The organism is Vibrio sp. 1F255 (assembly GCF_041439145.1).
Classification (GTDB): Bacteria; Pseudomonadota; Gammaproteobacteria; order Enterobacterales; family Vibrionaceae; genus Vibrio; species Vibrio crassostreae_C.
On the sequence record NZ_JBGONQ010000011.1, the window covers coordinates 20,217 to 35,506 of the forward strand.

At 44.0% G+C, this 15,290-nt stretch carries 14 protein-coding genes; 9 read left to right on the forward strand and 5 right to left on the reverse strand.

Annotation, left to right across the window (positions count from 1 at the left end; all coding sequences use genetic code 11):
- Positions 1–15: 15 nt before the first annotated feature.
- From ACED41_RS08520 to ACED41_RS08530, 3 genes are all read left to right on the forward strand, one after another.
- Positions 16–1,725 carry a putative 2-aminoethylphosphonate ABC transporter permease subunit gene (locus ACED41_RS08520; protein ID WP_371724798.1) on the forward strand — a complete coding sequence of 570 codons (1,710 nt, stop codon included), beginning with the start codon at positions 16–18 and terminating at the stop codon, positions 1,723–1,725.
- 68 nt (positions 1,726–1,793) lie between these two features.
- Positions 1,794–2,498, forward strand: a complete 705-nt coding sequence (phnR, locus tag ACED41_RS08525) for a phosphonate utilization transcriptional regulator PhnR (RefSeq protein WP_016789432.1) — start codon at positions 1,794–1,796, stop codon at positions 2,496–2,498.
- Between the two features lie 137 nt (positions 2,499–2,635).
- Complete coding sequence (locus ACED41_RS08530) at positions 2,636–3,538, forward strand: multidrug transporter (protein WP_371724799.1); 903 nt, start codon at positions 2,636–2,638, stop codon at positions 3,536–3,538.
- Between the two features lie 133 nt (positions 3,539–3,671).
- Here ACED41_RS08530 and ACED41_RS08535 read toward each other — a convergent pair whose 3' ends face one another.
- From ACED41_RS08535 to ACED41_RS08545, 3 genes are all read right to left on the reverse strand, one after another.
- Positions 3,672–4,454 (reverse strand): siderophore-interacting protein, encoded by a 783-nt coding sequence (locus tag ACED41_RS08535; RefSeq protein WP_102332033.1) that lies wholly within the window; start codon positions 4,452–4,454, stop codon positions 3,672–3,674.
- A gap of 200 nt (positions 4,455–4,654) precedes the next feature.
- On the reverse strand, positions 4,655–6,133 hold the full coding sequence (locus ACED41_RS08540) for a peptide MFS transporter (protein ID WP_069601584.1): 1,479 nt from the start codon (positions 6,131–6,133) through the stop codon (positions 4,655–4,657).
- Positions 6,134–6,548: 415 nt separating this feature from the next.
- Positions 6,549–7,919 carry an L-serine ammonia-lyase gene (locus ACED41_RS08545; protein WP_017059518.1) on the reverse strand — a complete coding sequence of 457 codons (1,371 nt, stop codon included), beginning with the start codon at positions 7,917–7,919 and terminating at the stop codon, positions 6,549–6,551.
- A 356-nt stretch (positions 7,920–8,275) separates the two neighbouring features.
- Between ACED41_RS08545 and ACED41_RS08550 the strand changes: the two genes are divergently transcribed.
- A complete protein-coding gene (locus tag ACED41_RS08550; RefSeq protein ID WP_371724800.1) occupies positions 8,276–9,154 on the forward strand; it encodes a YdcF family protein in 879 nt (292 codons plus the stop codon).
- Between the two features lie 4 nt (positions 9,155–9,158).
- Here the strand turns inward: ACED41_RS08550 and ACED41_RS08555 are convergent, their stop codons facing one another.
- Both ACED41_RS08555 and ACED41_RS08560 read right to left on the reverse strand, forming a co-directional pair.
- Positions 9,159–9,281: a hypothetical protein gene (locus ACED41_RS08555; protein WP_371724801.1), complete on the reverse strand. Its 123-nt coding sequence runs from the start codon at positions 9,279–9,281 to the stop codon at positions 9,159–9,161.
- 38 nt (positions 9,282–9,319) lie between these two features.
- Positions 9,320–9,580 carry a DUF333 domain-containing protein gene (locus ACED41_RS08560; protein ID WP_371724802.1) on the reverse strand — a complete coding sequence of 87 codons (261 nt, stop codon included), beginning with the start codon at positions 9,578–9,580 and terminating at the stop codon, positions 9,320–9,322.
- Positions 9,581–9,882: 302 nt separating this feature from the next.
- Here ACED41_RS08560 and ACED41_RS08565 point away from each other — a divergent pair, with 302 nt between their 5' ends.
- The 5 genes from ACED41_RS08565 to ACED41_RS08585 all read left to right on the forward strand — a co-directional run bounded on the left by ACED41_RS08565 (position 9,883) and on the right by ACED41_RS08585 (position 15,224).
- On the forward strand, positions 9,883–10,401 hold the full coding sequence (locus tag ACED41_RS08565) for an NUDIX hydrolase (protein WP_017059522.1): 519 nt from the start codon (positions 9,883–9,885) through the stop codon (positions 10,399–10,401).
- Positions 10,402–10,629: 228 nt separating this feature from the next.
- On the forward strand, positions 10,630–12,393 hold the full coding sequence (locus tag ACED41_RS08570; RefSeq protein ID WP_017064808.1) for an ABC transporter ATP-binding protein: 1,764 nt from the start codon (positions 10,630–10,632) through the stop codon (positions 12,391–12,393).
- Positions 12,387–14,171, forward strand: a complete 1,785-nt coding sequence (locus ACED41_RS08575; protein ID WP_371724803.1) for an ABC transporter ATP-binding protein — start codon at positions 12,387–12,389, stop codon at positions 14,169–14,171. The genes ACED41_RS08570 and ACED41_RS08575 overlap by 7 nt, the downstream gene beginning before the upstream one ends.
- A 235-nt stretch (positions 14,172–14,406) precedes the next feature.
- The gene (locus tag ACED41_RS08580) at positions 14,407–14,673 is read left to right on the forward strand and encodes a hypothetical protein (RefSeq protein WP_017059525.1); all 267 of its coding nucleotides are present in this window, start codon (positions 14,407–14,409) and stop codon (positions 14,671–14,673) included.
- Between the two features lie 116 nt (positions 14,674–14,789).
- Positions 14,790–15,224, forward strand: coding sequence for a hypothetical protein (locus ACED41_RS08585; protein WP_017064806.1), 435 nt, complete (start codon positions 14,790–14,792; stop codon positions 15,222–15,224).
- The last annotated feature ends 66 nt before the right edge of the window (positions 15,225–15,290 follow it).

A 15,290-nucleotide genomic window follows, 5' to 3' on the forward strand; every position in this document is an offset into this window, starting at 1 on the left:
ATGGAATCGACTCAAATGATGCAATCTAAGCTGTTAATTCAACGACGAGTACAGCCTTTTCTTGCTCGATTAAGTAAAGACAACGTAATCCTATTTGGGCTGTTGGCCTTTTTGTCGGTGTTCATGACGCTGTTTATCCTGATGCCACTGTGGGCAATGTTGAAAAAAAGCGTTCAGAATGCAGACGGAGAATTTGTAGGATTACAGAATTTCGCAACGTATTTTGCTTCTCAAAGCCTGTGGCAGTCGGTAGGCAATACGTTCACGCTTGGGTTGTTAGTGACCGTTGTCGTGGGAGTATTAGCGTTTGGCTATGCCTATGCTTTGACTCGTTCATGCATGCCTTTTAAGGGGCTTTTTCAAGTGCTAGGTTCAGCGCCTATTCTGGCTCCTTCATTGCTTCCAGCGATTAGTTTGATCTTCTTATTTGGTAATCAAGGTATCGCTAAAGAAGTCTTAGGTGGTAACTCGGTGTACGGCTTGATTGGTATCTCACTGGGCCTGATATTCTGGACGTTTCCACACGCCTTAATGATTCTGACTACTTCATTGAGAACCTCTGACGCTCGTCTTTATGAGGCGGCACGTGCACTCAATACTTCATCGCTAAAAACCTTCTTCATGGTGACGTTACCTGCGGCAAAATACGGCTTGATAAGTACCTTGATCGTTGTGTTTACGCTGGTGGTTTGTGATTTTGGTGTGCCAAAGGTGATTGGTGGTAGCTACAACGTTCTGTCTACCGATATCTTTAAGCAGGTAGTAGGGCAACAGAATTTCTCTATGGGCGCGGTGACTAGCATCCTATTGCTATTGCCTGCGTTGCTTGCATTTACCGTTGACCGCTGGGTTCAAAAGAAACAAAAGAGCTTGTTTGATACTCGCTCCGTCGCTTACCAACCAGAGTCAAACACTCTACGTGATGGCGTGTGTTTACTCTATTGCACCGTAATTTCAGTGGCTGTTGTTATCGTGCTAGGCATGGCGATATACGGATCTATGGTTACCTTCTGGCCTTGGAATAAAGCGCTAACGCTAAACAACTACAACTTCGCAGAAATGAGCACCTACGGTTGGACGCCATTCTTCAACTCTCTAACGCTGGGTGCTTGGACTGCTATCATAGGTACAGTTCTGATTTTCCTTGGTGCATATTGCATTGAGAAAGGCAGAGCATTCGGTCCTGTTCGTCAAGTAATGCAGATGCTCAGTGTGGTACCGATGGCCGTTCCGGGTATGGTGTTGGGTTTGGGGTATATCTTCTACTTTAATGATTTGAGTAACCCACTAAACTTCTTATATGGCACGATGGCGTTCTTGGTGATTAATACGGTGGTTCACTACTACACAGTCGGCCACATGACAGCGTTAACCGCATTAAAACAGCTGCCTGAGGAAATAGAAGCGACGGCGGCTTCGGTTAACCTACCGCAATACAAGCTGTTCTTTAAAGTGACGGTGCCGGTTTGTTTGCCTGCGATTTTAGATATTGCGACATACCTGTTTATTAATGCACTTACCACGACATCTGCGGTAGTATTCTTGTATTCTACCGATACGATACCTGCGTCAGTTTCAGTACTGAATATGGATGATGCGGGACAAACGGGTGCAGCAGCTGCCATGGCGGTGATGATCATGATATCGGCAGCGAGCGCGAAGTTGATTCATATGTTAATCAACAAGTTATTCGAGAAGCGCACCCAGGCTTGGCGTAAACGCTAGCGAACTATTTTATATTGCAGTTGGCCAAGGAGTGGCTGACGACAAGAACAAGAATAAAAGGAAATGAAGTGCAGTACGTAAAAATCAAAGATGTCATCGTAGAGCAGATAGAGTCGGGGATGTTAACACCACGACAGAAGCTGCCTGCGGAGCGCAAACTGGCTGAATCGTTTGATACAACACGAGTTACGTTACGTGAAGCCTTGTCTTCACTTGAAGCGGAAGGACGAATTTATCGAGAAGACCGACGTGGTTGGTTTATCTCTCCTGCGCCACTGCGCTACGATCCAACGCAAACGCTGAACTTCACTAATATGGCTTTGTCGCAGAATCGTAAGCCGAAAACAGAATTAGTGGCAGCGAAAGGCATGTTAGCAACCAAGGAAGCAACTAAGCTTCTTGAGCTGCAACCTTTTTCGGATGTTTATCGAGTAGACAGAGTTCGTTATCTTGAAGACAGACCCGTTGTGTATGTGACCAACTACATTCGACCAGAGTTGTTCCCTAATTTGCTTGATTATGACTTGTCTAAATCGTTGACGGACATCTACCGTGAGCACTTTGGCGTGGTGTATCAGAAGATCCGTTACCGAGTGAGCACAACATCTTTGCTTGGCGAAACCGCGCAAGCCCTGCGTGCGACTTCTGGTTCTCCTGCAATGGTCGTAGAGCGTGTGAACTACAACCAAAACGGCGACCTGATTGACTGTGATATTGAGTATTGGCGTCATGACGCGATCAGTATTGAGTCAATCGCGCAGCTAGAGCGCTAGTCATACGTTATAACGTTGGCATATCTGCAATTATGCAGGATTGCCCAATTGAAACGCTCAAAGGTCTCTTATTCGGAGGCCTTTTTTATCACCTGTTGTCAGCCGTTGTGCTAATTCACCTATAATTTAGGAATGAAATGGAATTCTCTGCGATTGTCATCGTGATCATTTCGGCTCTGCTTCATGCGGGTTGGAACGTTTTAGGTAAGTCTAATCAAGGATCGGGTTCGTCATTCTTCTTAGCCTCTGGCTTTGCCGCTGCCGCGATATTGACACCTTACTTGCTCTGGTATGTTCACAGTGTAGGACTATCAAATATCTCACTTCCATTCTGGCAACTGGTTTTCTTGAGTGGGATCTGTCAAATCATCTATTTGATTGGGTTAGGCGCGGCCTACAAACAAGCTGATATCGGCGTGATTTACCCAATGGCAAGAGCACTGCCCGTGTTGATGGTGGGTTTAGGCACGGTGTTGATAGGCTATGAGCTGTCACCTAATCAATGGTTTGGCTTCACCTTGATTACCTTGGGTTGTTTGTTTGTACCACTTAAGAAGTTTTCAGATCTTAGGTTAAAAGCGTATCTCAACCTTGGCGTACTGTGGGCGTTAATCGCGGCCATTGGTACCACGGGCTATTCCATCATTGATAAAGAAGCGCTTCTGTTACTCGATCCTTTGAGCACACCAGTTATAACTAACAAGCACACCGCGATTTTCTACCTAGGTATCCAGTTCTGGGCAATTGTGATTCCGTTGAGTGTTTGGTTATTCGTAACCAACCAAAGAATCGAGTTTACTAATGCTTGGATACTGCGAAAGGAAGCCACGCTTGCAGGCATTATGATGGCTTCGACCTATGGCTTAGTGCTGTTTGCGATGACCATGACTGAAAATGTCAGCTTGGTTGTTGCTCTTAGGCAAGTGAGTATCATTTTCGGCGTAGTGATGGGGATCTACTTTTTAAAGGAAAAGTGGCACGCGACTCGCGGTGTAGGCGTATCTCTAATTATTGCTGGCTTAGTTATCTCATTGACTTAAAAGATCGCCTGAGTGATTGGGGATTTGTGAATAGGTATCTCTATTAAGTTAAATGAAAAAACGCCCTTAGCGAAACAAACTTCGTTAAGGGCGTTTTCTCTTTATCTAGTAAGAAGCTGTAGGTAGTAAAGACTTACCCCGCTAAATCTTGAGCATCTTGCTGTTTCAACACTTTGTGGCCATCTTCAGTGACACCACGTTTCCAGTAGCTGCTGATGTAGATGTTCTCTTTCGCGACTTCTTTTTCGTTGCGGAAGTATTGTCTTAGCTCACGCATGCTTTCAAATTCACACGCTGTCCATATTGAAACCTGACCTTCTAACCATTCTGTGTTGCGCACGGTTTGTGAAAGTGACTCTGAGGTTTCATCTTCAATCAACCAGGTTACTTTGATACCTTGAGGAGTCTCAAGTACCTGCTTATCTGCTGCTGAGTTGATCTGAATGATAGCGTGACCAGTTGCTGTTTCTGGGAGCGTTTTTACTTTTGCAGAAAGCGCAGGTAGGGACGTCATGTCTGCAACTAAGAAGAACCAGTCTGACTCTAGGTTAAGCCCCTGAATTAAACCAGGACCAGCCACTGAAATAGTGTCACCCACTTTCGCGTTCATTGCCCACCTTGCAGCAAAGCCACACTGCAAATCTTTAGTGATGTGACGAACGAAATCGACTTCAATCCACTGCTCTACAGGATTGTACTGACGAATGGTGTAGGTACGCATGGTTGGGCGCTCACCTTCGTTTAGCTGGCTTAAATCAGTCGTGCCAAGTGGCGAGAATAAAAGCTTGATGTAGCCGCCGGCACATTCTGTTGGGTATTTACTTAATCCCTCACCGCTAAGCGTTATGCGCTGCATGTTTGGAGTAATTGTTGAGGTTTGAGTAACGGTTAATGTGATAGGGCTAGGCTTGCTCATATAAGGCTCTCTTAGATTTGGATTTCCACATCATAATCCTGAACTAAAAAACACTCAATACTAATAGTTATCATTTACTTTTATTTACACATGTACTACCTAACTTATACGACAGATCCTATTGAGAAACGGATCCTACAAAAAAGAGCCCTTTAGAAAACTAAAGGGCTCTTAGGATTGGTTTGACTCAGCGAACAGAATTAGCTGTTTGCTTGCTCTAGTTCAATCGTTTCTTCAGCGGCTTTCGCAGCTTCTAGCATCTTACGAATAATGAACGATGCTGCCATTGCGATACCTACCATCACGACGGCAAGAACAGTCAGCATTTGGAAGTAATCACCGTAAACCGTTTGCACGATCTCTTGTGTGATCTCTTGACCTTTCTCTAGTGCAATAGACGTTGAGAATACCGCGCCAACAATGCCTGATAGTGCGATAGCAACAGAGAACAAGCTTACTGAGAAGTTTTCAATGTGCTTAGGTGCAACAGACAGGATGAAGGCTACAACCATTGAACCTACAATCACTTCACCGAATGCTAGGAAGAAGTGAATCGCTAGGAAGACTTCTGGGCGGATCAGAACATCGTCACCCACTGTCGTTACTGCCATCGTAAGGATACCGAAAGCGATAGCCGTAAGGATGAAAGAGAAACCGACTTTGGTTGCAGTTGAGAAGTTAATGTTTTTCTTTTCTAGGCTAGAGAAGATACCCGCGATGATAGGACCAGCAACCATACACCATAGTGGGTTCATTGCCATTGAAGCTTCAGGTGCAACAGGGATAAAACCAAATAGATCGCCACGCATTGTGTTGATCGCTACCATTGTCATCGAAGTCATCATCTGACCGTAGTACACGAAGAAACATGTCGTCAGGAATGTGATGATTAAAATAGTGCCCATTTTCAGCATGTCTGATTTCTTCGATTTCAACATCAAAGAGACAAAGTAGACGATTGCTGCACCGCCAATTGCGTATACGATGTTTTGGCCAATATCCATGTTCGAGAACATGAAGAATACCAAGCCAATCATAGCGGCTGAAAGACCAAGGAACGCTGCCCAGTTTTTAGTGCTTACTGGTTTTTGGTCGATTTCAGCACTTGCTTCAACAAGGCCTTTGCGAACAAAGATCATCATCAGAAGCGCAGCACCGGCTAGAACCGCTGAAAGAAGGAAACCACCGTGGAAACCAACAACAAGTACTAGCATTGGGAACAGGTATTGGCCTAACAGAGCACCAATATTGTTTACTGAGTAGTTGATTGGGTAGCAGTTCTCAAAATCTTCTTGAGTTTTGAACGTGCGTTTGTAAAGACTTGGGTAAGAAGGGGACATCAAACCACGTGCATAACTTGCTAACGCAATACCACATAATGCCATCGGAACATTGGTTGCTGCTGCACCAAGTACCAGTAGAACGTAACCACTTGCGAACCCTAGGAAGGCAATGGTTAAAGATCGGTAAGCGCCTAAAAACTTGTCGGCGATAAAGCCACCTGCGATAGCAAATAGCGGTCCGATTGCAGAGAAAGCACCAACAACCATCATGGTGTCGGCTTCATTGTAGTTCAGATCTTCAAGGAAGAAACGAGTCAAGATCACCATGACGCCATAGAACGAAAGTCCGAACATCATTTGGCAGAACATCATTGATTTGTTTAATCTATTCCACATTATTTTATTCTCACGTTTGTATTAATATGTAGTGTAATTACCCGATTATAATATCATTAGTAGTAATACATAAACTGAAACATCTGTCCCAAACAGAACTATACTCGATATATCTTTTCTTATGAGTGCATTCATATTTCTCATGAATGAGATTTGCAACGTTAGATTTTGCAAGTGGATGCATGGCGGTATGAAATTTAGCCATCATCATTTGTGGCTAAGTAATGAACTAATAAAGGGAAAGTTAGAGGTAGTCATTCTGTAAGTTATTTTGAGTGAGTATCACTTTCAATTAGCTGTTGGGCTTTAGCCAATAAAAAAGCCAGCTTGGTGGCTGGCTTTGTTGAGATATTGAAAACTAAGTTTACAAGAATGCTGTCTCTATAGAGGCTTTCTCCACTCGTGTTCCTGTCTTTTATTCACAAGGTGGTGCCATGTGGATCACGGCTAGGCCGCCTAGAGAAGTTTCACGGTACTTCTTGTTCATGTCTTTACCTGTTTGATACATGGTCTCGATAACCTTGTCTAACGAGATAAGACACTTGCTGGTACGTTTCAACGCCATGCGCGATGCATTGATGGCTTTCATTGCACCCATTGCGTTACGTTCGATACATGGCACCTGAACAAGGCCACCGATCGGATCGCATGTCATGCCCAGTGAGTGTTCCATCGCGATCTCAGCGGCAATACAAATCTGTTCGTTGCTACCACCACGTAGGGCAGTTAGGCCTGCTGCGGCCATTGATGAAGAAACGCCGACTTCACCCTGACAACCTACCTCTGCGCCAGAAATCGAAGCGTTGGTTTTGTATAAGATGCCGATTGCGCCAGAGACTGCCAAGAAGTCTTTAAGCTGCTTGGTGTCTAGCTCCTTGATGAAACGATGGTAGTACATCAATACCGCAGGAATAACCCCAGCCGCACCGTTGGTCGGTGATGTCACGACCTGACCGCCCGCTGCATTCTCTTCACTCACGGCAAAGGCAAATAGGTTAATCCAATCCATGATCTCCATTGGATCGTTTTCAATCGAGGCATTCGCTTCAAGCTTTTTAAGCAGAGCAGGTGCTCGACGAGTGACTTCTAGGCCGCCATCAAGGATGCCTTCCGTGTCAAAGCCACGCTGCATACACAGAGACATCACCTTCCAAATTTGGTCGGCTTTCTGGTCAATCACATCCATACCTTGGAATGAAACTTCGTTACGTAGAATTAAGCCACCAAGGCTCAGTCCTTGTTGTTCGGATAGTTCAAGCAACTGATCAGCAGAAGAGAAAGGGAACTCAACTTGAGTTTCTGCTTCCTGTTTGCCGTTTTGTAGCTCATCAGCGGTTGCGATAAAGCCACCACCAATCGAGTAGTAGGTTTCCATATCCAGAAGGCTGCCGCTTTCGTTAAAGGCAGAGATAGTCATACCATTTTCATGCAGCGGAAGGTTGGTCTTGTGGAAGAGCAGATCGCTTTCTACATCGAAATAAATTTCATGGTTACCGCTAACCAATAGAGATTTATCTTCAATCGCCTTACGCATTGCTTGGTTAGCACTGGTGATTTTAATGGTGTCGGGGCGGTTACCTAGCAAACCTAACAAGGTCGCTCTGTCTGTGTGGTGACCAATACCCGTCAATGATAACGAGCCGTATAAGTCGATTTGAATACGCTTCACTTGCTTAAGCTGAGCATCAATTTTTTGGGTAAAGTTAAACCCAGCGATCATTGGTCCATTTGTGTGGGAGCTGGATGGTCCAACCCCAATTTTGTAGATATCAAAAATAGACAGCATAGTAACTTCCTGTGAAGACGGTTCGATGGACGAACTCTGTGTAAAATTTGTATTTGGTTAGTTGCACTTCTTTGAGTGAACCTGTTCTGTGGGTGAAACAGTTATGCGATAGAGCGTATTCATTGATTGAAAGGGCTCTTTTATCGACTAGTGCTAACAAGCATAGAGCGATGAAATACAAGAGCGTGCTATGTTTGCTGTAAAGCGACACGTTTATTCTTGTATTACCTAAGATGTCGCTATCAATAGTGAGCATTATTGCGAGCAACATATAAGAATTTCAAAATACTTTTGTTAACAAGTATTGTATACATAATTCACTCCATCTAATCCCCAAAACGAGACTTGAACATAAAATGAGCATTAATCACCTCCTTATTGTGCTGGGTAAGCGACTTAATGAGAATAAATTGACTGATGAAGGAATCAGTCGAGTTGATGCTTTGGTTGAGTATCTGGCGGAGCCTTTGGTAGAAGAGTCGAATCAGCAAACTGCGGTAGCATTTTGTGGTGGGCTAACAAAAGGGCAAACACTGTCTGAAGCCGACGCGATGCACCAGTACTTTAGAAAGCTTGAAAAGCAGCGTGAACATCCGTTTTCTTTAGGGGCGATTTTGCTCGAGCAGCACTCGACCAACACTGTCGAGAACATACAGAACTTGGCCTCAGAGATGATTGCAAGCGGGCTGTTTACTCGCGGGCAAAGTGTGCAAGTGACATTCGTTTCGAATGACTACCACTTACAACGTATATTCGAGATTCAATCGCTCATGGACGAGCAAGGTTTACTTAAAGTTCTCGTCGAAAAGTGTTCAGCACTTGGAGTCGATTTGCAAATAGATTGCCTGTTAGAGGCTCATGTTGCAGTGCCATACCCACATCAAAGTGCTCAAGGGCAATTGTTTCTGTTAATGGATGTACTGACCACTTATCGAGTTTATCTTGAAGGTGTTTGTGCGGGCGTATTTAAGCGAAATTTGGAGTTGGTGAGGCGGGAGCCAGAAAGACTGTCTTTGGAAGCATTGATCACTGCCAAAGAGCTCGTTGGACGTTCATCTGACTTTGACATTGTGGAGAGTTTACTCCCAGCATTGGAGCGCTGTATCCAGCAGACTTCAGTGGGAACCGATGTAAAAAAAGTCAGGGAATACCTAGCTCTACTAGATACTAACCTGACTTTATTGAATCGTTATTTAGATCCGGAATCGGATCACACACATCGCTGGTGGCGATAGGTGATTATTTCTTTCTCGTGATGCCAATAACGGTCTTTAAACTCGCAAAGGCAATCAGACAGTAAGCTAGAAGCTCAGTGCCTTCTTCAGTGATGTTTTTAACCGCTCGAACGTAATCATCGCCCATAACATTGTGCCAGAAGGCTCATGTGTTTTTTACAGTGATTAACTTTGGTTTTCTGAATCTTGCTCATGGTTATTGCGGTAGTACTCCCACTGCTCAATGCGCTCGCCGTTATCGAATACACAGTAAGTTGTACGCTGATTGTTTTCAGTAACCGTGTCTAATTCACCGTCTTGTTGAACACAATAAACCGCTGCTGGGTTAGCGACTGAAACACGTTGGCCCTCGCTATATTCTGCATAGTCGTTTGCACAACCGCCTAATACAACGGCACATACAGCCATCAAACCAATTTTCTTCATGTCTATCTCCTACGTGATAACTCTATAATCGAATGCGTTAAGTTCTACAGAACCAAATGAGAAGCTCTATGAAATTAGTATATTTTAGATTTCAGAAAAGGTTGTCCTAATTTGGTCAAGATATTGAAATAGGTTGATATTTCTTCATGTTTAACGACTTTTTGAGTGTTAGATCAAGCTAAGTGGATTCAAGTTACCGTAGGAATATCCCCGTCCGATCCGTTCTGGTTAGCGGTTGTGAACCTCGAATCTATTGATGATTATGATATGATGCCGCCAAATTCAGTAGAGCAGTCAGAATCATGAGACACCTAAAAACAACCATCCATCCTGATATCGACCATCTAGACAATAAAACGGTCTATAAGCGCAACGCTGCCCGTGCCATTGTGTTAGATGGTGAAGACATTCTGATGCTGTATACAGAGCGTTATCACGACTACACCATTCCTGGTGGTGGTTTGGATGAAGGGGAAGATGTGATCGCAGGTATGGTTCGTGAACTCGAAGAAGAGACTGGCGCGAAGAATATCCATAGCATCAAGCCGTTCGGCATTTTTGAAGAGTTTCGTCCTTGGTACAAAGATGATGCAGACATGATGCACATGATTTCTTACTGCTACTCATGCAAGATCGATCGTGAGCTTGGTGAAACGGCTTACGAAGATTATGAAGTGAAAAACGGGATGAAACCGGTGTGGATGAATATCCATGAAGCGATCGCTCATAACGAAAAGACCATGGCAGAGAGCCCTAAGAAGGGCATGAGTATTGAACGTGAAACCTTTTTGCTGCATTTGATTGCCAAAGAGATGCTTTAGCCGTTATCAATACTAGCCTGCTAAGCTATTTATTTGCCGCCACTTTTGGCGGCAAAGTTGTTTCTAGCAATGCTAAAACTTAATACCCGAAACTAATTATTGAATATGGTTGATATTGTCAACTAAGTGTTTTTGATGTATCTTTACCTCAGCGATGAACCTATCTAGCTTAACTGCCCGGTTATATCGTTAAATCTCGCTGTGAGCCTGCCCTAAACAAAGAATACTATGAATAAAAGACAGTTTATTGCCCATTACCTACGCATGAATCGCACCTCGTACTTATTGGCGATTGTGTTCATCTTTCTCGTCAACTGGTTACAAGTAGAGATCCCTCGTTATATCCAATTGGCGATAGATTTGATTGATGATGCCTCTTCAACTGGCCACCAACAGCTTCAAACCTATGTTTGGATTGTGGTCGGGATGTCGGTTGCCATGGTGGTGGTGAGAATTCTGTCTCGTATCTATGCGCTTAATCCGGGGCGAATTACAGAGGCCGCACTTAAAAGTACACTTCTACAAAAGTTGAATCGCTTACCGAGCAGCTTTCACGAACGCTTTGCTTCGGGTCGACTGATCTCGATTATCAACAATGACCTTAGTGGCATTCGACTGATGTTTGGTGTCGGCTTCTTGCAGTTCTTCAATGCCTTGCTTGCGTTGTCGTTGACGCCTCTTTACATGTGGCGCATATCGCCAGAACTCACACTGTATTCGATCATTCCTATCTCAATCGCTTTTGTGATTTTCCGTGTGGGCTTCAAGCGTATGAAAATACTGCATTTAGAGCACATGAAGCGCCTACAAAATCTGTCTGCTCAGCTAATGAGTTACCTGTCTGGGATTGATCTCATTAAGAGCCAGCAGATGTCACCCTGGGTGAAAGCTGAAACTGAAAAACTGAACCAGTTATTGCTTGAATGCCGCCTTAAAATTACACGCATTCAAGTCTTCTTTATGCCGGTACTCGACTACGCCAATGACCTGATGAAAATCATCATTCTTGGGCTTGGTGGCTACATGTTAATGAGACAGGAACTCACACTTGGTGAGATTACCGCCTTTCTGACTTACTCGGTTTTGCTCGCTATGCCATTGATGCAACTTGGCAGAATCGCGACCATTTATCAGCGTGGCATGGTAGGTATTCAAAGTGCACAAACCATTCTTAATGCCAAAGTCCCGGAGCTTGATGAAGATAAGCTGACTGAACTAGATGTTGAATCACTGAAGGGAAAAACGTTTTCTGTTCGCAACCTCAGCTTCAGCTATTCAGGTGAAGAACGCGTGATTCTCGATGACATCAGCTTTGATATTCCAGCAGGTAAGAAAGTGGGTGTGTTAGGCGGGATCGGAGCGGGTAAAACGACATTAGTGAACTGCTTAAACCACCACTTGGATGTACCACAAGGTTCTGTTTTCCTTGGTGAAAGAGATGTCACTAGCTTCTCACGCAGTGACTTACGCCGTTACGTGAAAACCGTGACTCAAGACCCTTACCTGTTTTCAGCAACCGTCGAAGACAATATCCGCTTTGGTAGCCTAGATACCGATTTGGCAAAGAGTCAGGTTGATGAAGTGCTAGAGCTCAGCCAGTTGGCTAGTGATGTGACACGTTTTGAACACGGCGATCAAACCTTAGTCGGTGAGAAAGGGATCATGTTGTCAGGTGGTCAGAAGCAGCGCTTAAGTATTGCGCGTGCTTTATTGCAACCCACCGACCTGATCATCATGGATAACGTTCTATCGGCTGTCGACTATGAAACAGAACGTAAGATCTTGGAAGGTTTGTTTAAACGTTTGGAAAATCAATCGGTTCTTGTGGTTTCACACCGCGTTAATGCCCTTGAATATATGGATGAAGTCATCGTGTTGAACGAAGGTAAAGTGATCGCGAAGGGCGACCACGCCACGTTATTGAAAACCTGTGATTACTATTACGATACATGGCAACTACAGCAGAATGAAACGGAGGCAGCAGCATGTTAAAACGTGTTGATCTCAAGTACCTCAAGCACTTTTTTAAGTTTGCTAAGAAATACAAAGGCTCTGCGATTCTGGGCATCGCTATGCTTCCTCTTTCTGTCATCACGAGCTTGTTGTTCCCTTGGCTGATCATTCAAGTGATCGATGTTCACCTGAGTCACGGGGATATGGATGGACTGCTCGAGTACGTCTTCTATCTCGTTGCCGTGCTGGTGGCGAGCTATGTGGTGGATACCACCTATTCGTACAACCTACGTAAAACCGGGCAATACACGATAACTGACATGCGCTCAGTGTTGTTTGCTCGCGTGCTCAAACTGCCACGCAGCTATTTTGATAACACACCGATTGGCGTAACGCTTTCACGATTAACCAGTGATTTGGAAACCATCGGCGAGACGTTTGTTCAGTCGGTTGTCGGGCTAGTTAAAGACAGCATCAATACCATTGCTCTGTTAGTGATGATGTTCTTTATTGATTGGCAGTTAACGATGATTGTATTGATCATTATGCCACCAGTGATGTATTTGACGGTTTATGTACGAAACCGACTTCGTGCACTCTATAAGGTGACTCGTTCTTCGTTGGCTCGCGGTATTGGCTTTTTACAAGAAGTCTTATTTGGCATGAAAACCGTTCAGATGTACCGAGCGGAAGAGCAAGTCGAGCAACGCTACCAAGGCTATACCGATGAGTTTTTAAGAGCGCAGAAGAAGATCAATAAATACGATGCGATTTTGTTCTCGTTTATCTCTGGCATCACCTCCATCACTATCGCGATTATGATCTGGTATGGCTCTGAGCAAGTGTTAGAAGGGGCGCTCACCTTGGGTGTGCTGATTGCGTTCATCAACACCTTAGAGAAAGTGTTTGTTCCGATTCGTGACTTTACTTCGCAGATCGCTTCGATTCAGAGTTCATTTGCAGCGTTTGACCATATTGAAGAGCTGTTTGTTGAGCCGACTGAAGAAGAAGGGCGCAACCTGTTGTCATCTAACAAGGTTGAGAAGCAGCTTGAACAGTTTGTGAGCCTAGAGTTTAAGAACGTAAGCTTCCGCTACAAAGACGACTCTCCCTACGTTCTAAAGAATGTCTCGTTTGTATTGGAGAAAGGGCATCAAATCGCGCTTGTGGGTTCGACGGGCTCGGGCAAGTCGACGATTCTGCGTCTGATCTCTAAAGCCTACCAAGACTATGAAGGCAGCATTTTGTTGAATGGAATAGAGCTGTCACAGCTCTCAAGTGAAGACTCTGCTCATTTGTTCTCAATGATGATGCAAGACGTGCACTTATTTGAAGAGACCATTCAATTCAATATCGCGCTGGGCAAAACGCATCTATCTAGAACTGAGGTTGAACAGGCGGCGCGCTATGTTTATGCCGATAAGTTTATTGAACAATTGCCACAAGGTTATGACTTCCACTTGGAAAAGAACGGCTCTAACTTGTCTGTAGGGCAAACGCAGCTTATCTCGTTCGCTCGAGCGGTTGCACAGGGTGGTCAATTGATGATGCTTGATGAGGCGACCAGTTCGGTAGATTCAATCACTGAAGACCTGATTCAAAAAGCAATGCAGCGCCTTTTCAAGGAAAAAACCGTGATTGCGATTGCACACCGTTTGAGTACCGTTCGTCACTCAGATACGATTTTGGTGTTGGAAAAGGGTGAAATTGTTGAGCAAGGTAATCATCAACAGCTGGTGGCACACAATGGTATTTATGCTGGCTTGTTACAAGAATCGATTGTAGAAACGGGCGACTCTCAAGTAACGGTTGCCTGATCACCTCAAATCAGGTTTACCGTTATCGATACTATGAATTGGTGTTGCTTATGTTTCACCAATTTCTATTCTTTTCTAGTATTCCCAGTAGCTTAGGGAAAATAAAACATATTTTACGATTATTAATATGTTATGATCTCCCTACTACTAAAGGGGTGTCTTAGGGCATCGGGATGTATGCAAGCAAAAAGAACCGGCTTGTGTCAGTCACTTTCTGGCGAATATGGAATCGAAAATGTTGTTGGAAGAAGTTGTAGAAATTATCGAATTAACCGACTCAGACCATTTATCTCAAGCAATGGAACTGTTTAACGAGCATGGTTTTGTTGATGCTGAGTCTTTACCTTTTATGAATGTTGTTTTTGAAACAGCACCAGATCAACTTGCGAAGAAGCTGTCGCAAATTGGTTTTAAAGGTTTAGTGCAAGTCGAAAAGAATGAAGATGCATCAGGCTTCACCATTATTGATGCTGACCGTGTTCTGCTAAAAGATTCTGCTTAGTCGAAAGGCTCTGCTTAGCTGCAAGATTCTTCTTAATAACAAGAATAAGATTCAGCTTAGTGAAAAGACTCTATCCAGTTCAGTAACACCCGTTATGATTATTTGAGGTTAACACAGTGACAACAGCAACCGTTTCATCAACAGAACAACATATTTCCAACGAACATGCGCTTTTAGGTGCATCGTTATTAGCGTCTCAAAAAGTTGAGTTGGCTCTGTTCAGTGTGATCTCTAAATTAGCTAAAGCCCTATCAAAAGAGCAGCAACAGTCATTAGGTTTGGATTTGGATACCTTTTTAAGGGAGAAGCCAAGTGAACAAGCCTCGACTCTGAGCCGCTACGAAAATACGTTTGGTGAACAACTTCCTTTGAAGGCTAATGAACTCAACGATTTTATTTATCATCGAAACTTGGTCACTCGTGGCTTTTGGCGTGTGACTGGTGCTGATGTTAAAGGCGGTGAGAAACTTGCTAACCCAGAGCTTTATTTAAAAGAGTTCTTGGCTAAATGTGAATACTGGCAAGTGATGATTGATACTCAAACCAAGTAATCAAATTGAAATAAGAAAGCCATAGCGAACATGCTATGGCTTTTTTGTTTGTGCAAACCGTGTTGA

Excerpts from the sequence above, each read along its gene's own strand:
- ACED41_RS08520 (WP_371724798.1), top strand. The coding sequence starts at position 16 with ATGATGCAATCTAAGCTGTTAATTCAACGACGAGTACAGCCTTTTCTT.
- ACED41_RS08530 (WP_371724799.1), top strand. The coding sequence starts at position 2,636 with ATGGAATTCTCTGCGATTGTCATCGTGATCATTTCGGCTCTGCTTCAT.
- ACED41_RS08535 (WP_102332033.1), bottom strand. The coding sequence starts at position 4,454 with ATGAGCAAGCCTAGCCCTATCACATTAACCGTTACTCAAACCTCAACA.
- ACED41_RS08540 (WP_069601584.1), bottom strand. The coding sequence starts at position 6,133 with ATGTGGAATAGATTAAACAAATCAATGATGTTCTGCCAAATGATGTTC.
- ACED41_RS08545 (WP_017059518.1), bottom strand. The coding sequence starts at position 7,919 with ATGCTGTCTATTTTTGATATCTACAAAATTGGGGTTGGACCATCCAGC.
- ACED41_RS08550 (WP_371724800.1), top strand. The coding sequence starts at position 8,276 with ATGAGCATTAATCACCTCCTTATTGTGCTGGGTAAGCGACTTAATGAG.
- ACED41_RS08555 (WP_371724801.1), bottom strand. The coding sequence starts at position 9,281 with ATGGGCGATGATTACGTTCGAGCGGTTAAAAACATCACTGAAGAAGGC.
- ACED41_RS08560 (WP_371724802.1), bottom strand. The coding sequence starts at position 9,580 with ATGAAGAAAATTGGTTTGATGGCTGTATGTGCCGTTGTATTAGGCGGT.
- ACED41_RS08565 (WP_017059522.1), top strand. The coding sequence starts at position 9,883 with ATGAGACACCTAAAAACAACCATCCATCCTGATATCGACCATCTAGAC.
- ACED41_RS08570 (WP_017064808.1), top strand. The coding sequence starts at position 10,630 with ATGAATAAAAGACAGTTTATTGCCCATTACCTACGCATGAATCGCACC.
- ACED41_RS08575 (WP_371724803.1), top strand. The coding sequence starts at position 12,387 with ATGTTAAAACGTGTTGATCTCAAGTACCTCAAGCACTTTTTTAAGTTT.
- ACED41_RS08580 (WP_017059525.1), top strand. The coding sequence starts at position 14,407 with ATGTTGTTGGAAGAAGTTGTAGAAATTATCGAATTAACCGACTCAGAC.